The sequence below is a fragment of the Paenibacillus sp. Paensp38 genome (assembly GCF_059491915.1).
Window position 1 is genome coordinate 3,248,849 of record NZ_CP168516.1, and the last position, 18,647, is coordinate 3,267,495.

Sequence of the window (18,647 nt, forward strand, 5' to 3'; positions counted from 1 at the left end):
GCTGCCTTCCTTTCTTTTTTTCATCTGTCCGACAGTACCAGCATGTTTAATTATATGGTGCGTCGAGCCTATTTATAACCAATAACCTGTGTTCCACAGTTACTCAGCGTTTTTATAAAGTGTAAGCAGTTGCGTAAAGTCTGTAATAATCGCATCGGACCCCTTCAACTCATCGTCCACACCAAATCCCGCATAAGCGCAACCGATCACCGTCTGTCCGTTCTTTTTGCCTGCTTCCACATCTGAGGAACGATCTCCTACCATCCATACGTTCGAAATATCGTGCTTGCTCAATAGAATTTCCAGCAAATTCACTTTGGAAAGCGTGCTGTACTCCCCAGCGCTGTACAGTCCTTCAAAAATGGGAACCATTTCATACGCAGCAGCGATCCCCTTTACATAGTCCTCCAGACCGTTACTAGCTACGAACAATCGGACACCTTGCTCATGAAGGGCCTGGAGTGTTTCTTTTACATGTGGATACAGGGCATGACTTCCGCTCTTCAATCCCTCCAGTTCCAGCTGAAGCAGCAGCTCGTCCGCTCTTCTATGGGCCGCTTCGCTGGCTTCCGGCATCACTCTTCTCCAGATTTCATCCAGCAGCATGCCCAAACTATTCAAAATAAGCTCCTCGGGAGGAGTCTCTCCTTCATAAAGCCCTTCGGCGCGCAGCGTATCAAACAGCTTGTGGTACGCAGGAAGCAATAGCGTCTCCGTCTGAAAAAGTGTACCGTCCATATCAAATACCATAGCCTCAGGTTTCTTCAACACAGGTGCATTGTTCATGTAGTTATCAGTCATTCCTTTCCTATGTAGGTTTACAACTCTAACCCCTCTCATGATAAGCAATAAGAGAGGTCCGTGTAAACCTCATTGCGCATACCGCTAACTCTTATATTTTTTTAAAACAGTCCTGAAACAATGCAAACCACCCCACATATCCGTGTGTAAGGCACCCCTTGGAAGGTTGAGATCCACACCATTCCAATACGAAAATCCCGCCTGCTCTATCCATTGCTCCATCGCTGATAGATCCACTGTAGGGTAATCAAACGTCAGCAGAAGCATTCCGTCATCGCGTATGGTCCGGTGAAATTCATGTAAGGCTGCCAAAGACTCCTCAGGTGTTAAATGTTCCAGCACTGAAATACATACAATTTTGTCAAAACTGGCATCCTCATAAGGCAGAGCTGTCAGATTGGCATGTGCGGAGTGGAGCCGAACCGGTAAAATCTCCTGAATGCGCTCGGCAGCCTCCTCTCCGATATCCCGCCGCACCTCGGTCAAAATGGCATCCACGGAAACGATCCGTATATCCAGATCGCAAGCATAGACCTGAGCGCAACGGCGGGCCAACTCAAATTTGAATGGATGTGGAATTCCACACGCTGCATCCAGCACCGAATCTTGACCGGACATAAATTGAAGACACCACTCATACTCATAGGGGCGACTCCACCAGCTTTGGGGGAGTCTGTAAATCATGCTGGAGGAGTTGGGGTCAGAATATACAAAAAAGCGAGACAGATACGGGTCAGACATGTTCATGGATGCTGCCTCCTTTTGGAGAGATTTAAATTACTCTTGCAACACAGCACAGTTCATGACCCCGTTTCTCGCCTTGAAGTTTGGCCAACAATCCCATTTGCTCCGTAAAGGCAAGATCACCGTACAAAGGATGGGCTTGCAGCAAGGCATCCAAACCAGAGGGAAGCTGGCGGGTAAACATAGCCACCGAGCGCAATCCAGACTTTTCCAGTAAGAGCGCCAGCGTATGCTCAGAATAATGATATAAATGATCTTCCTCGGTAAATAAAGGTGAATAAACACCATAAGCCTCATTGGTGAACGAGTTTTTGTTGGGCACTGTAATATATAACGTCCCGTCAGGTTGAAGCTGTTCGCGTAAATCTGTCAAAAATGCAACAGGGTCCGCAATATGCTCCAGCACATGCCAGCATGCTACGGCCTCGTATTTGTGATCCAGTGGTAATTCAGTATCTTCTTCTACTTCTTGTATTTCTTGTGCTTCATTCAATTCCTGCATATCACATGCTTCATCGGTTTGAGTATCTTCTTCGGTTTCACCGTTCCAGTAACCCGGCAATAAATCCACGTCATATTTGTGTTTGGCGTAAGCACGCGAGTCTATGGAAGGTTCAATACCCACTGCATCCCAGCCGGCTTGAAGGGCAGCATGGATAAATTCTCCGGTACCTGATCCAATCTCAAGCAATTTTCCTTTACCGGAGCTGAACATATCCAGTAGCATGAGTCCAAAAAGGGCATGATCCCCATAAGTTGACGCTGCTGCACTATCCCGCATAGCAACCCAATCGGCATTATAAATCTCTGCAATCATATCCTCCGGCTGTATATGATCCACATCATTACGAAAAACCAAGCCACAGGAGCCGCACCCCATCAAGGTAAAGCGTTCATAGTTATGAAATACTCCCGTGTCAGACGAACCACACAGTTTGCATTTACTATAAAATACGTTCTTTGTTTCACTTTTAATTTGTAGACCGGAATTATTCATAACCTGGACACTTGAAATCTCGGCAACATCCATGGCGTTCACATCATGGGTAGCTTCATACTCTGGTGTAGTTTCTTTTTCTCCATTTATGTTGTCCTGATCTACCCAAAGCGTGAGTCGGGGGTTCGGGTCCAAAATAGATTCATATTGCTCTTTCCAGCCATAACGAACACTTGGATCAAGCAACTGATATCGCTGAAATTTGGCCATGCGAATAGCAGGTGTACACCATCCCCAATGCTGGATGCGGTAGTTGCTGATTTCACTGGGAAGGTCAAGCACATTTTCTGGAAATCTCCCACAGTGCAAGGACTGCTCCTTCCATTTATAAGAGAACCCTTCCTTATATCGAATTAAAAAAGGACGGTAATATTGATGAGCCTGCCAATAATCATCATCGCGGTAATGCGTGGAATTCCACATATCAAACAACCTGAAACAAATCGTATCTGCTTTCGTTCCCGCTAACAAAGAATGTACCCCTTGAGCAAAACGGGATTCGAACATTTCGTCAGCATCCATATTTAATATCCATTCCGGAAAAGAAGCCAACGTCTCTCTCCACTGTTGCTTACGTAGTTCCAATTCATTGGTAAAAGAAGCTGTTTCATTGCGTATTAAACGTAATGGGATTCCCTTTAGGATCTCACGGCACAACTCTCCGCTATCATCCTGACTGCCATCATCAATAATGACCGCTTCATCAATATATTCTCGATGACTCCGCAGCACGTCAATGAGCTTGCGATCTGCCTCATTGTATACCGTCATGGTCAGCGTCAATTTGGGTTTGGAGACAGGCGGCGTATGAAGTTCACTTTGTCGTGGACCAGGGAACGTTTGTGGTATAACAAAAGAATCTGCCGTGTACTTGGCAAAGACAGCTGACTCACGGAGGTCATACGGTATAACAGGAGGTTCAGGGAACTTAGATGGACTTGATGATGCAGAAGGATTGAAGGCAGGAGAGTTAGTAGAAGTATCGGAGTGATTTAGATATGCTAAATGTTCTGATTGGTCCGTATGAACAGCGCTCGTTGTAAAATAATTTAGGGTGAATAGTAGCTGCTCTGCCTTCATTCTGTCCGCTTCCCGGTACAGATGCATCGCCGGATAGTGTGTATCCACAAAAAGTGGAAATCCAAATGCAGCTGCCCGAATACAGAAATGTCGATCTTCTCCCCAATAGGAAACGTTTTTGATTTTACCAAAGTGAATCCCTGCTTCCAGTGCACGTCTGCGGATTAGGGTGCAAGCACCTAGACCCCCCACTTCGTACAAACCAGGAACATGCATTTGGTGTATGAAATGCAACTCGCGTTGCGCTCGCTCCTCTGCCGACAACACTTCGCCTTCTTCACGATGGAACAAATTATATTCATCACTAACCCACACCTGAGGCAATAGAGGCCCCTCCGGCTGCCAGCGTGTCCAGAAAATCTCAGATACAATATCCTTCTCCGCCTCCACCAGCTTACATAAGGTACGGGAATGGAGAATCAGGTCTGAGTCGACTAAAAACAGCGCGTCATAATTATGCTGAAGTGCATAATCGATAAGACGATTTTTGAAGTCGGCCACTTTCCAGACGAGGGCTGGCGGCCAATAATGAGTGTGCTCATCACTTCGGTTCTCCACTTGCTGTGGACCTGTTAACAAGGGCAAAACCCTGCCCGGCAGCCGATTGGAAAAATCGGCAAGCCATTGGCTTGAAGTCGGATTGTCATTATCATCGACAAATAAATAATCGGGCAGCACATCAGGTGCCTCCAGTCGCTCTAAAGCTTGAAGAAATAAAGACAATATTTCCGGTTTCTGGTGCACCGGGCTACCGATTAGTATACGCATGATTCAACGCCTCCATCAGGCAGAAGCCTCATAACCGTTCCCCCTCCATATCCTAAGGCATACCATAATTGCAACCGAGCGATATGGGAGTGAGCGTAGTATGAATGGACTTGCACCTGGAAATATCAATGGAAAACGACATCCATACAAAAATACAATCTTACCATCCAAACAACTACTCTTTTTCAGTTTTCCACCCGTTTTCTAACTACATTTAGCCATCAAATTTATTTCCCGGTCGCTTGATAATATCGAATTTCGCACAATCTCCTCCCCCTCATATCAGACTTTGATTTTCTAATTTATTAGAGCAAGATTGAATTTATGATCATCGCACATCCTCTAAACGATCCATAGGAATTACTACATAATGAGCAAGCTATCCTAATAAAATGGAGATTATACCAAGTTTTTTGGGAGGGACAAAGAGCATGGTAACTGTCAGCTTATGTATGATTGTCAAAAATGAAGAAGAAGCCCTTCATACCTGTCTGAAATCAGTCCATGACCTGGTAGATGAAATCATTATCGTAGATACTGGTTCCACTGACAGTACCCAAGAGGTCGCTGCATCGTTCAATGCTCGGGTATACCATTTTGAATGGTGCGATGATTTCTCTGCAGCCCGCAATTATGCGTTTAATCAGGCAACGCAAGAATATCAATTTTGGCTGGACGCTGATGACATACTGGAAGAAAAAGACCGAATATCATTTCTCAACTGGAAGAAACAAGCCACCCTCTCCTATGACAGCATTACGATGGATTATGTGCTGTCTGTAGATGAACAAGGACAGCCGTTGTATAAGCTCAAAAGAAACCGAATTGTGCGGCGTGATCGAAGATTCAGATGGATCGGCTTTGTGCACGAATTCCTGCATGTGACTGGCAGCACCTTTCACAGTAATATAGCGGTGACTCATAAAAAGACACGTGCCTACACTGATCGTAATTTGCATATATATCTCAAGCATCGGGAGCAAGGCACTGCATTTTCTGAGCGAGATCACTACTACTTCGCGAATGAACTATATGATAACGGACGCATACTAGAAGCCATCCAGCAGTACGAGCACTATCTGGGACTCGATCAAGGATGGATTGAGGATCGGATTGCTGCTTGCTTTAAGCTAGCGGATTGCTACGCCCACCAAGGTCAAAAACAGGAGCAGCGTATGGCTCTGCTTCGCACACTTAACCTTGATGTACCACGCGCCCAGTTCTGCTGTGTCTTTGGCAATTTGTTGATTGAAGACGAACAGTATACTCAAGCCATTTACTGGTTTCACCAGGCAACGTTGATAGAGCCTCCACAAGATGTGATGGCCCTAACCAATTCGTCGTACTATACCTGGTTTCCACACTTGCAATTATGCCTGTGTTACGACCGAATCGGTGACATCGAAAAGGCAAAATCGCATCATCGCATAGCTCAGTTGCACCACCCTACTCATCCAAGTGTTTTATATAACGAGAAGTATTTCGCACAACTGAAGCAATAGGGATGAGAAAGACGCGCCGGGGAAAGGTCGTTCAATGTAGCCGACCTTAGTCATCATGCCGATATGTGCTCGGCACGATACCCGGCGGACAGCCTGCAATTTTTCGGGGCTTTTATTTTTACCCCCTCTTATATATAAATGCCCATTGCTGCTCCTCGGGAAGGACCATTTCATTAGCTTAGATTACCTCAAAAGAAAAAAAGTCTCCTGCAAGCTTAAGCTCACCAAGAGACCTCGTATATCATTTTATCAGAACACTTTCTTCCGGTCTCTTTCCCCCTTCAAAATTTCCACTGACTCACGGAAACGGAGCGAATGGATTATTTCACGTTCACGTAGAAACTTCAGACTATCTTGCAAATCCACATCGTCTGTCAGATCAATCAGCCACTGATATGTAGCTCGTGCCTTTTCCTCTGCCGCTATGTCCTCATATAGATCGGCAATAGGATCGCCTTTGGCTTGAATATAAGCCGCTGTAAAAGGAACTCCGGCAGCGTTTTGATAATATAGCGCATGGTCGTGTGCCGCATAATATTCACCCAGACCGGCAGCCTTCATTTGCTCTACGCTCGCATCCTTGGTCAGCTTATAAATCATAGTCGCAATCATCTCGAGATGCGCAAATTCCTCCGTGCCTATGTCGTTCAGTACACCAATCACCTTATCGGGAATCGTATATCGCTGATTCAGATAGCGCAATGCCGCTGCCAGCTCGCCATCCGCTCCACCATACTGCTCCATAAGCAGTTTGGCCATATGAGGATCACATTTGCTGACACGTACGGGATATTGCAGTTTCTTCTCATATACCCACATTCATGTCCCCTCCTTTATAAAAGGTTGTTAAAAGGTTGTACCTGCCTAGACCTGCCACGGCCAAGGGGATTGACTCCACTCCCAAGGATACTTGGAATAGGCACGACCAAAATTTTGTAAAGGCCCATATAGCATCTGATACTCGTTAGCAATCGCCGTTCTTTCCTGCGTCAGCTTATTGAACTGCTCGATGGCCTGTAAATCATCTGGGTGCGTATTCAGATACAAATTCAGCTCCACCAACACAAAATCCACCGCTTGGAGCTTCTCCAGCAACGCATAAAACTGGGCATCCCCCGGCTTGGTTTGGGACGTGCAGCCTTGGGTCGGGTTTCCGGCTTGACTATAGCCCTGAGTTTGGTTCTGATACTGGTTCTGGTATGGATACGGATTTGAATAAGGGCTTTGATATGGATTCGGCTGTTGCTGTCCACTCTCATGCTGATTTTGCTGCTGGAATTGGAATGGGGACTGACCCTGATTTGGATTCTCCATTCTATTCGCCTCCCCCCTGCTTTCTTCTAGGCTCATAAGGGCTGTAAAGCAAAGGCCATAGCGTTCCCTTCGTCAGCGCCTCATCTGGACTGAATTGCGGTAGACCAGGGGGCTGAAATTGCACAAACAAGTTTGGCGGAAGCACATAAGTCTTGCACAGAACGGGCGGACACGGATCGAACGGGCCGACAAACGGGGCATACTCACCTTGCTGTGGAAATTTCACGGGCCGGGACCTCCTTTGGTTGATCCATCTGCTTTACTATTCAACATATGCCGCATCGCCCAAGTCTCGAACAAAAAATCACAGATAAAAATAATTGTTCAAAAAAAATAACTATAAAACTGTTTCTAATCAAAAAGAACCTTTAAAACCACGGTAACGTGGATCTAAAGGTTCTTGCTTCAGCACACTATAATAACTTACATACCTGAACTGATCTTACCTATCTCTGTGGATCAGGACTCAATCGGTAGAAAGCTCATCTTCAATCACAGGCTCAGGCTTGCGGTGAATCTTCACTCTCATTATGCGAAGCCTTGTTGCTTCCTCCACCTCGAAGGTAAGGTTATAAAACTCAATTTTCTTCCCTTTCACCGGAATGCCTTCCAATTCCTTGAACAGCCATCCTCCGATGGAATCCACCTCGTCGTCTTCAATGTTTACTCCAGTCAAATCATTGACATCCTCAATGAGCATACGACCGTCCACAGAGATGAAGTTCTCCTTGATTTCCACGCTTGGGCGTTCATCCTCAAACTCATCATAGAGATCCCCGACGATTTCCTCCAAAATTTCCTCCGCTGTCAGCAACCCGGCCGTTCCGCCGTATTCATCTACCACGAGAGTCATTTGGGAATGTTTTTTCTGCATAAGGCGTAGCACGTGACTCACTTCCATAGACTCCGGCACATTCAAAATAGGACGTACCACCGAAGCCAGATCCAGTTGTTCCCCCTGCTCAGCTAGCAGAAGATCCGTGATATGGACAAAACCGATAATCTGGTCTTTATCCTCAACCGCTACCGGGTAGCGGGAATGCTTGGTCTCGCTGATAATCTTGAGATTTTCCTTAAACGACAAATTCGTATACAAACAATCCATATCTGTACGCGGCAGCATGATTTCACGTGCAAGCAAGTCGGAAAAATCAAAAATATTATCCATCAGCTTAATTTCGTCCTTATCAATCACACCGCTTTTGGCGCTCTGATTCATCAATATACGAATCTCTTCCTCCGAATGAGCCGCTTCGGCTTCACTCGCCGGCTGAATCCCGAATGCACGCAACAGCAAGTTTGCCGCAGCATTCAATACCCAGATCACAGGTAGAAAGACCTTATAAAAAAGCAGCAAAGGCGCCGATAAAAACAACGCCACACCTTCAGTCTTCTGAATCGCTAAAGACTTGGGAGCCAATTCCCCCAATACAATATGCAAAAAGGTAATTACGCAAAATCCGACGACAACGGATATCGTTGTAATCAGGGTGCCGTCAGTTACACCGAGTTTGTGCATGAGTGGCTCTATCAGGTAGCCGGATATTGCTGGCTCTCCAATCCAACCCAAACCCAATGAAGCCAGCGTAATGCCCAATTGGGTGGCGGACAGATAAGCATCCAACCTTTGGTTCACCTTCAGCGCATAGCCTGCCAGGCGATGACCCTCGCTTTGGAGCTGCGTCAATCGGGATTGGCGCATTTTGACCAACGAAAATTCTGCGGCCACAAATACACCATTTAGAAAGACAAGCAGCAGTACCAAGAGGAGATTCACAGCTAGCAATCCCCAATGAAACTCGGTATGACCATCCAATACGAACTCCCCATTTCTATAGTTGTAATGCTTTTCTTGATTTAAAGTCTATTCCTTTGTAGTACATATCCGCTACGAGCAGGTTCGGTCCACAACAGGCAGCGGCATCACAATGACAGTTCACAGTCTGATTCAACGGATGCTCATTCAGCCATTCACCAAAAATATCGTCCAGACTGTCTTCCTGAATGTTGCCGAAAGCCGGAATGTCTGCAAAATCCGTCACATACACGCTACCCGTGAACATATTCACATTCACACGGTTTCTTCCGTCTGGATCATTACGCACCGTAATATTCGGTTCCTGACGCAAGCGGCGAAGCAGTTTGCGGTCTTCTTCCCGGTCCGAACAAGCAAAGAACGGTAATGTGCCAAACAACATCCACATGTCCTGATTACGTACATCCAGCAGCTTATGGATAGAGTTCCGCATGTCGTCGAGTGAAAGCACAGGCAAAGCAGAGGCAAAATTTGACGCATACATTGGATGAACCTCATGCCGTCGGCATCCCATTTCGTTGATCAACTGATGAATGCCCTCCAGCTTCGTGTGTGTCCGATAATTAATCATGGATTCAGCTGAAATGAACATTCCCATTTCACTTAATCTGCAGGCATTCTCGATCATTTTTTCATACAGGCGAACAGCACCCGCACGTGGGGTCGGCCGGCCTGTATTTGCAAAACCCACTTCATAAAAATCGTCCGCATTCAAATAGTTAAACGAAATATGCATCACATCTAGATAAGGAAGCATCTTCTCATATCTGCGAATATCTAACGTCAGATTGGAGTTGATTTGCGAGCGAATACCGCGCTCTTTGGCGTATTTCAACAGTGGAACGATCACTTCATCCACTGTTTTATCGAGCAAAGCAGGTTCCCCGCCTGTAATACTGATGGTCTCCAGATGCTCGACTTCATCCAGACGCTTCAGCATTAGGTCTAACGGAAGGAAAGGGGCCTCCTTCATAACCAGCATGTCGCCAACAGCGCAATGCTCACAGCGCATATTACACAGATGCGTTACGGTCATTTCCACACTCGTAAGCAAATGACGACCATGTGTACGCAATGAGACAATCGGGTCCCACGGATCATAGGTTGGCGATATTTGGGGTAGCGTGTTATTTTGTAGAACTGTCATTATGTTTTCACCTTATTTCTGTTATTAACCTCAAAAGACGTATAATTATCATATCATGATGTGTAAAGTGTCTGCATGCTTTCTTCCACATCATCTGCTAATCTACGTGTACTCCTCCGAAAGGGGCCACAGTAGCACCCAATGTATTTGTAATCATAACCGAGAGGGATATGGACAAATCCACATCATAAGGTGCTTTCACTTCCTGCCCATCCCGGTCCCTTACAATGCGAATGACGGGTCTTTGCGGGATTTTGGAATGTATACGCACCACGACCCCCTCTTCCCCCGTGTTGAGCACCACAGAGAGTCCCAAGGGGTAAATAGCCACACAGTCACGAAAGGCTTCTAGCATTCGCTGCTCATATAACGTTCCTGCCCCGGCGTACAGCACTTCCATCGCCTCATAAGGCAACAAAGCCTGCTTATATATCCGACTTGCTGTCATTGCGTCGTACGAGTCTGCCAGGCCGATCCATTTCGCATATTCGTGGATCTGGTCCTTTTTCCAACCGTGTGGGTATCCGCTGCCGTCAATACGCTCATGATGCTGTAATGCACAATGAGCCGACAACAAGGGAATTCCAGGTTCGTCTTTAAGCAGCTTGTAGCCGATCACCGTGTGTGTTTTCATATGCTCATATTCCTCGTCGGTCAATTTGCCCGGCTTATAGAGTACTTGAGGTGAAATTTTCATTTTACCGATATCGTGCAGTAGTGAACCTATTCCCAACTCCATCAGCTGATTGTTATCGTAGCCGTTGGAAATTCCCAGTACAAGTGAATATAGACATACGTTCAAAGAATGATGATACAAATCCTGATCTGCGGCCCCAATATCCATCAACATAATGACGGCGTCCTGCCGGCCTCCAATATCGTCCAGAATAGATTCCATCACCTTATAAAATGACTTGCCAAAATATTTGTGCTTATGATCTACGGAGTAGGATGACAACCCTTGAAATTGCTTTTTGATTTCCTGTAGCGCCGCCGCCCTTGTCTGTTCATGGATCATCTCAGGAATGACGATATCTTCTGTCACAGCATCCTCAATGTATACATATCCAATACCGACTTGGCCTAGACGTTCAATCAATCGCGAAGTAAGCTCAACACCTTCCGAGAGCAGCACCATTCCATTTTCATTGTATATTTTTTTGCCCAGCTTCATGCCGGCTCTCAATAATGTAACAGGTACCAGTCGCAGCTTAATCCTCTCCCGATTGTTTTGATACCTGAAGCCACCTAGCTGCAAAACATTCTTCCATCGCGCCCGGACGCTTCAACTCCATTTCAATCAAATCCCGTAAAAATTCTGGAAGCATAAATCGGAGATCTGTTCCGTTCGCAAGCACCTCATAACCTGCTTTGAAAGTGAACATATCCAACGTGCCCACTGTGTATTCCTCATGCTCTTCCAAAGGTTGACCTGCTACACGAATGTCCGTTACTTTTTCATAAGGAGCACGGCCAGGGTCATACTGAATAGCCAAGCCTTCCACACACATCGTACCAAGCACTTTGCCTCTGAAGCCAAAGCCCGTCATAGGCTTGTCCGCAAATTCAGGCAGCAAGGACTGCTCCAGCGCCAACCGAATATCGCTCCCCCGCAACTTCATAACACAGGCATTAATCGGTGAAGGGCATAAGGAATGCAGGATTCCTTTACTGATATCCCCTTGAGGTAATGGGCCGAGCAGTTGTCCCGCATTGACGAGGGCAATTTCTGTTCCTGTAAAATGGGACACTGATTGTGCCAGCATATTCCCGAAAGGGGATTCCTGATCATATGCGATCTCCAGTTTCCGATCCGTCACAGCAACCGTGCTCTCCATGGCGCGCTCTGCTTGTCTGCGATGCACCACAATGGCCGATGCCACTTTTTCGTCCAGTATTGTCAGATCCACAGGAACTACACCGCCTGACGTGACTCGAAACGGTTCGAGGCTATTGTTACGACTTAGCGTCACTTCACCCAGCAGCGTTCCGAACTTACCCGCCCCACATAAAGCTGTTTTCCCGATCCAAAGCGGTTCCTCCAGCACATGATGGGTGTGACCTCCAAGGATAACGTCAATCTCAGGAAATTGCGACGCTAACTTTTTATCGGAAGGTAGGCCCAGGTGCGACATCACGACCAAAACATCAACCTGCTTTCTCAGTGCCGCGATCTGCTTCCCCAGCACATCAAACGGATTGAGCACATCCCAGCCCAGCAATTGATAATACTCTACAAAAGGAGCCGTCACACCAAGTAAACCGACCTTGATTCCTGCTTTGTCTACAATAAGGGATTCCTTCATCCACGCAGGACTCATCCCTGTGGCACACTCAGTCATATTGCCACATATGACCGGACAATGAATGCCCGCATATGCCTGTTCAATCATATCCGGGGTAAAAGTCAGTCCCTCATTATTACCGATCGTAATGGCATCATATCCTGTTAGATTCATCACATCCACATTTGCCCCACCTAGCGTTCCTTCCGTTTCGGGGGCCATCCGGTCCATGTGGTCTCCTATGTCAAGCACAAGTAGCGCATCCCCTAATGCAGCTCTTCGTTCATTAATCATCGCGGCTATCGAAGGCATACTGCCAAAATGACTATGGATATCATTGGTATGCAAAATGGTCAACGTTTGCCGAGTCGTCATCTCCATAACCGCCCTCCTCTATATTTTATATATCGACTTTGGAGCTTCTAATGTTTAAGCATATCATGTTATTTAGCAATATGGTACATATGGGTGGACATAGTCCTTAAGCTTCGCTGTAGTCTCTGGGCAATCTCATATTACAAACATAGTGAAAAGTATTGACGTTATCTATTGTAGGTATCTGATAGGAATTGGGTTCCTGGGACCTATTTTACAGCTTGGAATAATAGTAAATTAGTCGTTGTCATCCCATATAATTCTTGATATATTAAGTTTGTTTCGTATTTTCGACAAATTTACGACAATAAGGAGGTTAGCGCATGAGAGTACACGTTACCGATGCCAAGCCAGGAGATCGCCTCAAATCCGATACATACAATGGGCACGGTGTGCCTGTCATGGTTCAGGGCACCGAGCTACAGCATGACGATATTTCCAAGCTCATTATGCACGGTGTCGATTATATCGACATTGATGCCGGTTCTGCGAGCATTCCGGTTGACTTTGCCCCCGATGTTCCAGCTTCCCCCGAGTCCCTCAAACGTGCCGTTCCTCTCATGGAGCAGACGATCAGTGGCTTTGAAAGTATGTTTCTCGAAGCTTCCTCAACTGGCAAATTTGATGAATATCGAGTTGATGAGCTGTTCGGCCCTCTCGTTTCAGAGCTAGCTCGTCAAAAAGATGTCGTATCTCTGCTGTTAATTATGGAACGGGGAGATCACTATACCTATAATCATTCTCTCCAAGTAGGCGTACTGTCATATTACATTGCCACATGGCTTGGGTATACGGAAGAAGAAGCATATGCCGCCGGTAAAGCTGGATATTTACATGATATAGGCAAGTCCATGATACCCGATGAAATTTTGAACAAACCGGATAAACTGACACCTGAAGAATTTCATGAAATGAAGAAACATTCGCTATATGGCTATGATATTATTCGCAATTCAACCAGCGATGAGATTTCTGCAATTGTCGCCTTACAGCATCATGAGCGTGAAGATGGAAGTGGATATCCCCATGGTCTGTTCAAGGAAGAAATTCATCCTTTTGCCAGCATAACAGCTATTGCCGACGTGTATAGCGCGATGATTTCCAATCGTGTGTATCAGACGAAGCAGGAGCTACTCACCGTATTACGCGAGCTGCACAGCATGAGTTTTGGACATCTAAACCCAGAAGCTACCCAAGTGTTCATCAGACACATGCTTCCTAATTTCATTAATAAGCAGGTTCTGTTGACTACAGGTCAGACAGGAACGATCATTCTGAACAATCCTGCTGATTACTTCAGACCCTTAGTAAGAATTAACGATGATGAATATGTAGATTTGTCTAGGGAACGCCATGTATCCATTGATGAAATTTATTTGGAATCCTGATCCGCTACTGCCTCCCGGCGTTACTTCGGTGGCACGAAATGTTTTGCCGAAGCACAGACTACGCGAATAAAAAGAGACTGTCCTTGATTCGTAGGTTCTTCTACGAAGGACAGCCTCTTTTTAAGTTACGGATATTAACCTTGTTACTATCTTTATTTATGGTTTAATCCTAAGTGGTAAGATCGTGTAGCCCTGGACTATGTTCATTAGGCAATTCGGGCATATACGGAAGAGGAAAACCCTCAGGAGGATCTATTACACTCAAATCCCCACCGTTTCTGCTTGGAGTTTGCCCATTGAATATTTCCCCAATACGGGTAGAATCCAATCGAAAATTAAACTGCGCATTGTGAAAGCCCATCTCAACATACTTCCGGCATTCTGGATACTTGTTAATATCGTAATTTGGAACCGGGAACAATTTTCCCCAATCAACTCCAAGTGTCTCTAATGCTTTGGCAAACGCGTTTTGATGAGCATTATCCCTCACAATCAAAAAAGCCAACGTTTCCCGGAATGTTTTGTTCGAGCTCATTTCGTAAATTCGGGATTTTTGCAGGACCCCTGTAGATTCGAGTACGAGATTATCAAGCAAATCACTAACCAGATTCCCGTGGGAATAAACATAACTACCTAGCCAAGGATTCCCACTTGCATCAACAGGTAAGGAACTTTGGGCTCCCATAATAAAATGATGAGGATTTGCGTGTTTTATCGCCTCATCTAAAGGAGCATGATCCATTCCCGCATCGCCGGCTTGGTCTGCGCCTGAGCCAGTCAGAAGTTGATTTATAGTATGTTGGACCAGTTCAACATGACTAAGCTCCTCTAGAAAAACTCCTCGTATCAAATCCCTGTACTGCACAGCATTACCACGAAAATTATTACTTTGAAAGAAAAACTGCATCATAGTACGCATTTCTCCGAATCGACCACCTAACACTTCTTGAATCACTTTAGCAGCAGCAGGATCGGGCTTATCGGGTACTATTAAGTTAATTAAATCTTCTTTATAAAAATACAATTCAAATACCCTCCTTAGACTCTTCATTTTAAAGTGAAACATAGGCTTCCCTCTTTAATAATTTATATACAAACCAAACAAACAGAAAGTTAAATATAAAGACCCGTATCGATTTTTGTGATGCTGCTCCTCGTTTTATTACATCTTGAAAAGGTTAAATACAGTTAGAATTCACTAAGCTGCTTTAGCTATAGGAGGAGTAAATATGTTTAGACATCAAAAAGAGTTGCAGTTTGAAGTGAAAGTAGAGCGCCCTGATCCTCTTTTTGCCCGGCAGGTACAAGAAGTTTTGGGAGGGCAATTTGGAGAAATGACCGTAATGATGCAATATTTATTTCAAGGGTTTAACTGTCGCGGTGATGAAAAATATAAAGATATGCTGATGGATATTGGAACTGAAGAAGTAGGGCATGTGGAGATGCTGTGTGCTTTAATTAGTCAACTACTTGATGGAGCTAAACCAGAAGATCAAGAACAAGCTGCAAAAGACCCTGTTACAGCTGCCATAATGGGGGGAATTAACCCACAGCATTTGCTGGTCAGCGGTCTAGGCGGATTGCCTACTAATTCAAATGGAGTTCCATGGAACGGCTCTTATATCGTCGCAAGTGGCAACCTTTTGGCAGATATGCGATCCAATTTGCACGCAGAGAGTCAGGGTCGATTGCAGGTAGCAAGGCTATATCATATGACACAAGATGAAAGCGTCAGAGCTACACTACGGAAAATGCTAGCGCGTGACCGCTATCACCAGTATCAGTGGATGGCGGCAATCCAAGAATTAGAAGAGAAAAACGGTGTTGTGGTTCCGGCTTCTTTTCCCCCTGAGGCAGAACAAGAGTCTCAGCCTGAAGCTTATGAGTTTTGGAATTTGTCTGAGGGCGAAGAATCTAGTGAAGGTTTGTGGGCAACAGGGAGTGCGCCGGATGGAACCGGGAGCTATGTATACATCTCAAAACCAGTTGCCAAAGGACAAATCTATAATGCCAAAATACCAGCAACCGAGTTACATCATGACTTAGACCATAAAACTTCAGATAAATAAACAAGTGGCAAACAAGCTGTCCCAACATTAAAGAATTGCTTATTGGTGACACTGACCATAAAAATGTTACAAAAAATATATACTTAATATTCGAATAAGGCGGCTTATCATAAGGCATAAAATCATAGCCGATCATAAATCATGAAGTACAGAATTAATGTAAGTCTAAAAGCCCTGCCGACCAATTATGGTTAGCAGAGCTTTTTGATTTCAAAGACGATGCTCTCATTCTGTATGAGCAGATGTCTATAACAATCATTTGTGTTACCTCGCTTCGGTCAAACCACCGTTCATTAAATAAGAGGTGCCTGAATCAATGTTGCAAAATTAAACTGGTGTACATGACCATCATTTAATGTAGTTTGGCCCGTAACAAAATGTACATGCTTACCATTTCCGACTGGAATAGCGGGCCCTGTTCTAATCCTTCTCAGATTATGAAAATGGTTCACGAAATCAGTTTTCGTAAGATCAATTTCATGGACATGACTTCTTCCAACTCGAATCGCTTGCCCAGTAACACCTGCAAAGCGGTGGTTATGTCGGTCTGCACCTTCTTCGGCCAGTTTGGTGCTACCTTCAAATTCATGTACATGTCTCTGTGTCTGCTTAGAAGAGAGGGTTTTCTTCTTCACTCCAGCTTTATTCTTCTGCATCTGTTGGCATGCCTCCTTATGTTTATGTCACTCACAACATCCTATTAAGCAAACATACATAAGTGCTAGGCAACTATCTGCAGTCCTAAGCATAATTTTTTTTGTAGTAGAAAGAAGGCTTATGGACTTAGGTATCACAGAAAAAACAAAAGAAGACGAACTTAAAAAGTTCGTCTCCTATACTAGCAGGAAATCCGAATCGGCATAAAATCGGCACGATTCGGATTTAACAAGCTTTAGAATACCTCAAGAGCCTTGTAATACCAAGGGTTACTGCGTTTTAACCGATACTACCTTCCATCTCGAACTTGATCAAACGATTCATCTCTACCGCATATTCCATCGGCAGTTCTTTTGTGAATGGCTCAATAAAGCCCATAACGATCATTTGCGTTGCCTCTGCTTCAGTCAAACCACGGCTCATCAGATAGAACAGCTGATCTTCCGATACCTTGGAAACCGTTGCTTCGTGCTCAAGCGTGATGTCATCATTCATGATTTCATTATAAGGAATAGTATCTGAGGTTGATTGATTATCCAAAATCAACGTATCACACTTGATATTGGATTTTGCACCTTGAGCCTGACGACCGAATGAAGCTAATCCGCGATACGTTACTTTACCGCCGTGCTTACTGATCGACTTGGATACAATGGTGGACGTGGTGTCTGGTGCTAAGTGGATCATTTTCGCACCTGCATCCTGATGCTGGCCTTTGCCTGCAACAGCGATGGACAGGACCATCCCTTTCGCTCCACGGCCTTTCAATACAACGGCTGGATACTTCATCGTCAACTTGGAACCGATGTTACCATCGACCCATTCCATCGTTGCGTTTTCTTCTGCAACCGCACGTTTGGTTACCAGGTTATAGATGTTTGGTGCCCAGTTCTGGATCGTTGTATAACGAACGCGTGCGTTCTTCTTACAAATAATTTCGACCACGGCACTATGCAGCGAGTTCGTGCTGTAAATCGGAGCCGTACAGCCTTCTACATAGTGCACAAAGCTGTCTTCGTCAGCAATTATGAGCGTACGCTCAAATTGACCCATGTTTTCCGAGTTGATGCGGAAGTAAGCCTGCAATGGAACTTCACATTTCACACCTTTTGGTACATAGATGAAGCTCCCGCCTGACCATACCGCACTGTTCAGTGCTGCAAACTTATTGTCCGCAGGAGGTACAACTGTTGCAAAATACTCTTTCAGAATCTCAGGATGCTCACGCAACGCCGTATCGGTATCCATGAAAATAACGCCCTGATCTTCCAGTTCCTTTTGCATACTGTGATAGACAACCTCGGATTCATACTGTGCGGATACACCAGCCAAAAACTTTTGCTCCGCCTCGGGAATACCCAGTTTATCAAAGGTTTCTTTAATTTCCGTAGGAACCTCTTCCCACGTCTTCCCTTGTTTCTCGGAAGGTCTTACATAGTACTGGATATCGTTGAAATCCAGTTCATCCATATCTCCGCCCCAGTTTGGCATTGGCATTTTTTCAAACTGCTTCAGTGCCTTCAGACGGAACTCCAGCATCCATTCTGGCTCATCCTTAATTTTGGAGATTTCCTTTACGATTTCCGGAGTGAGACCCTTACCTGTTTGGAAAATGGACTTGTGCTCGTCACGAAAGCCGTATTTATACTCTTCCATTTCCGGTGCTTTCTTGGCCATGTTTCTCAAACCTCCTCTGTTCTATTT

The 18,647-nt window shown here is 45.2% G+C and carries 16 protein-coding genes; 3 read left to right on the top strand and 13 right to left on the bottom strand.

Features of this window, described 5'->3' with window-relative positions; translation table 11 throughout:
• Nucleotides 1-99: 99 nt before the first annotated feature.
• The 3 genes from ACEN8J_RS14155 to ACEN8J_RS14165 all read right to left on the bottom strand — a co-directional run bounded on the left by ACEN8J_RS14155 (nt 100) and on the right by ACEN8J_RS14165 (nt 4,390).
• Nucleotides 100-801, bottom strand: coding sequence for an HAD family hydrolase (locus ACEN8J_RS14155; RefSeq protein ID WP_340884918.1), 702 nt, complete (start codon nt 799-801; stop codon nt 100-102).
• Between the two features lie 84 nt (nt 802-885).
• Nucleotides 886-1,548 (bottom strand): class I SAM-dependent methyltransferase, encoded by a 663-nt coding sequence (locus ACEN8J_RS14160; RefSeq protein WP_449291680.1) that lies wholly within the window; start codon nt 1,546-1,548, stop codon nt 886-888.
• A 25-nt stretch (nt 1,549-1,573) separates the two neighbouring features.
• On the bottom strand, nt 1,574-4,390 hold the full coding sequence (locus ACEN8J_RS14165; protein WP_340884916.1) for a methyltransferase domain-containing protein: 2,817 nt from the start codon (nt 4,388-4,390) through the stop codon (nt 1,574-1,576).
• A 431-nt stretch (nt 4,391-4,821) separates the two neighbouring features.
• On the opposite strand from ACEN8J_RS14165, the gene ACEN8J_RS14170 reads away from it, so the two are divergent.
• Complete coding sequence (locus tag ACEN8J_RS14170) at nt 4,822-5,892, top strand: glycosyltransferase (protein ID WP_340884914.1); 1,071 nt, start codon at nt 4,822-4,824, stop codon at nt 5,890-5,892.
• Nucleotides 5,893-6,141: 249 nt separating this feature from the next.
• On the opposite strand, the gene ACEN8J_RS14175 is transcribed toward ACEN8J_RS14170, so the two are convergent.
• From ACEN8J_RS14175 to ACEN8J_RS14205, 7 genes are all read right to left on the bottom strand, one after another.
• The gene (locus ACEN8J_RS14175; RefSeq protein WP_029516597.1) at nt 6,142-6,711 is read right to left on the bottom strand and encodes a manganese catalase family protein; all 570 of its coding nucleotides are present in this window, start codon (nt 6,709-6,711) and stop codon (nt 6,142-6,144) included.
• Between the two features lie 45 nt (nt 6,712-6,756).
• Entirely contained in the window at nt 6,757-7,206 is a 450-nt protein-coding gene (locus ACEN8J_RS14180; protein WP_081317561.1) for a spore coat protein CotJB, read from the bottom strand.
• A 1-nt stretch (nt 7,207) separates the two neighbouring features.
• A complete protein-coding gene (locus ACEN8J_RS14185; protein WP_340884912.1) occupies nt 7,208-7,432 on the bottom strand; it encodes a spore coat associated protein CotJA in 225 nt (74 codons plus the stop codon).
• 240 nt (nt 7,433-7,672) lie between these two features.
• Nucleotides 7,673-9,022: a hemolysin family protein gene (locus tag ACEN8J_RS14190; protein WP_029516594.1), complete on the bottom strand. Its 1,350-nt coding sequence runs from the start codon at nt 9,020-9,022 to the stop codon at nt 7,673-7,675.
• Nucleotides 9,023-9,038: 16 nt separating this feature from the next.
• Nucleotides 9,039-10,169: a radical SAM/CxCxxxxC motif protein YfkAB gene (gene yfkAB / locus ACEN8J_RS14195; protein ID WP_340884910.1), complete on the bottom strand. Its 1,131-nt coding sequence runs from the start codon at nt 10,167-10,169 to the stop codon at nt 9,039-9,041.
• A gap of 97 nt (nt 10,170-10,266) precedes the next feature.
• A complete protein-coding gene (locus tag ACEN8J_RS14200) occupies nt 10,267-11,427 on the bottom strand; it encodes an HD-GYP domain-containing protein (protein WP_069011214.1) in 1,161 nt (386 codons plus the stop codon).
• Entirely contained in the window at nt 11,381-12,835 is a 1,455-nt protein-coding gene (locus ACEN8J_RS14205) for a bifunctional metallophosphatase/5'-nucleotidase (RefSeq protein WP_069011215.1), read from the bottom strand. Before ACEN8J_RS14205 ends, ACEN8J_RS14200 begins: the two co-directional genes overlap by 47 nt.
• 317 nt (nt 12,836-13,152) lie before the next feature.
• Between ACEN8J_RS14205 and ACEN8J_RS14210 the strand changes: the two genes are divergently transcribed.
• On the top strand, nt 13,153-14,217 hold the full coding sequence (locus ACEN8J_RS14210) for an HD-GYP domain-containing protein (protein WP_029516590.1): 1,065 nt from the start codon (nt 13,153-13,155) through the stop codon (nt 14,215-14,217).
• A 169-nt stretch (nt 14,218-14,386) separates the two neighbouring features.
• On the opposite strand, the gene ACEN8J_RS14215 is transcribed toward ACEN8J_RS14210, so the two are convergent.
• Nucleotides 14,387-15,241: a manganese catalase family protein gene (locus ACEN8J_RS14215; protein WP_029516589.1), complete on the bottom strand. Its 855-nt coding sequence runs from the start codon at nt 15,239-15,241 to the stop codon at nt 14,387-14,389.
• 205 nt (nt 15,242-15,446) lie between these two features.
• Between ACEN8J_RS14215 and ACEN8J_RS14220 the strand changes: the two genes are divergently transcribed.
• On the top strand, nt 15,447-16,286 hold the full coding sequence (locus ACEN8J_RS14220; RefSeq protein WP_029516588.1) for a manganese catalase: 840 nt from the start codon (nt 15,447-15,449) through the stop codon (nt 16,284-16,286).
• Between the two features lie 293 nt (nt 16,287-16,579).
• On the opposite strand, the gene ACEN8J_RS14225 is transcribed toward ACEN8J_RS14220, so the two are convergent.
• Both ACEN8J_RS14225 and sufB read right to left on the bottom strand, forming a co-directional pair.
• Entirely contained in the window at nt 16,580-16,942 is a 363-nt protein-coding gene (locus ACEN8J_RS14225; RefSeq protein WP_029516587.1) for a YmaF family protein, read from the bottom strand.
• 280 nt (nt 16,943-17,222) lie between these two features.
• Nucleotides 17,223-18,620, bottom strand: coding sequence for a Fe-S cluster assembly protein SufB (sufB, locus tag ACEN8J_RS14230; RefSeq protein ID WP_013309556.1), 1,398 nt, complete (start codon nt 18,618-18,620; stop codon nt 17,223-17,225).
• Nucleotides 18,621-18,647 lie beyond the last annotated feature (27 nt).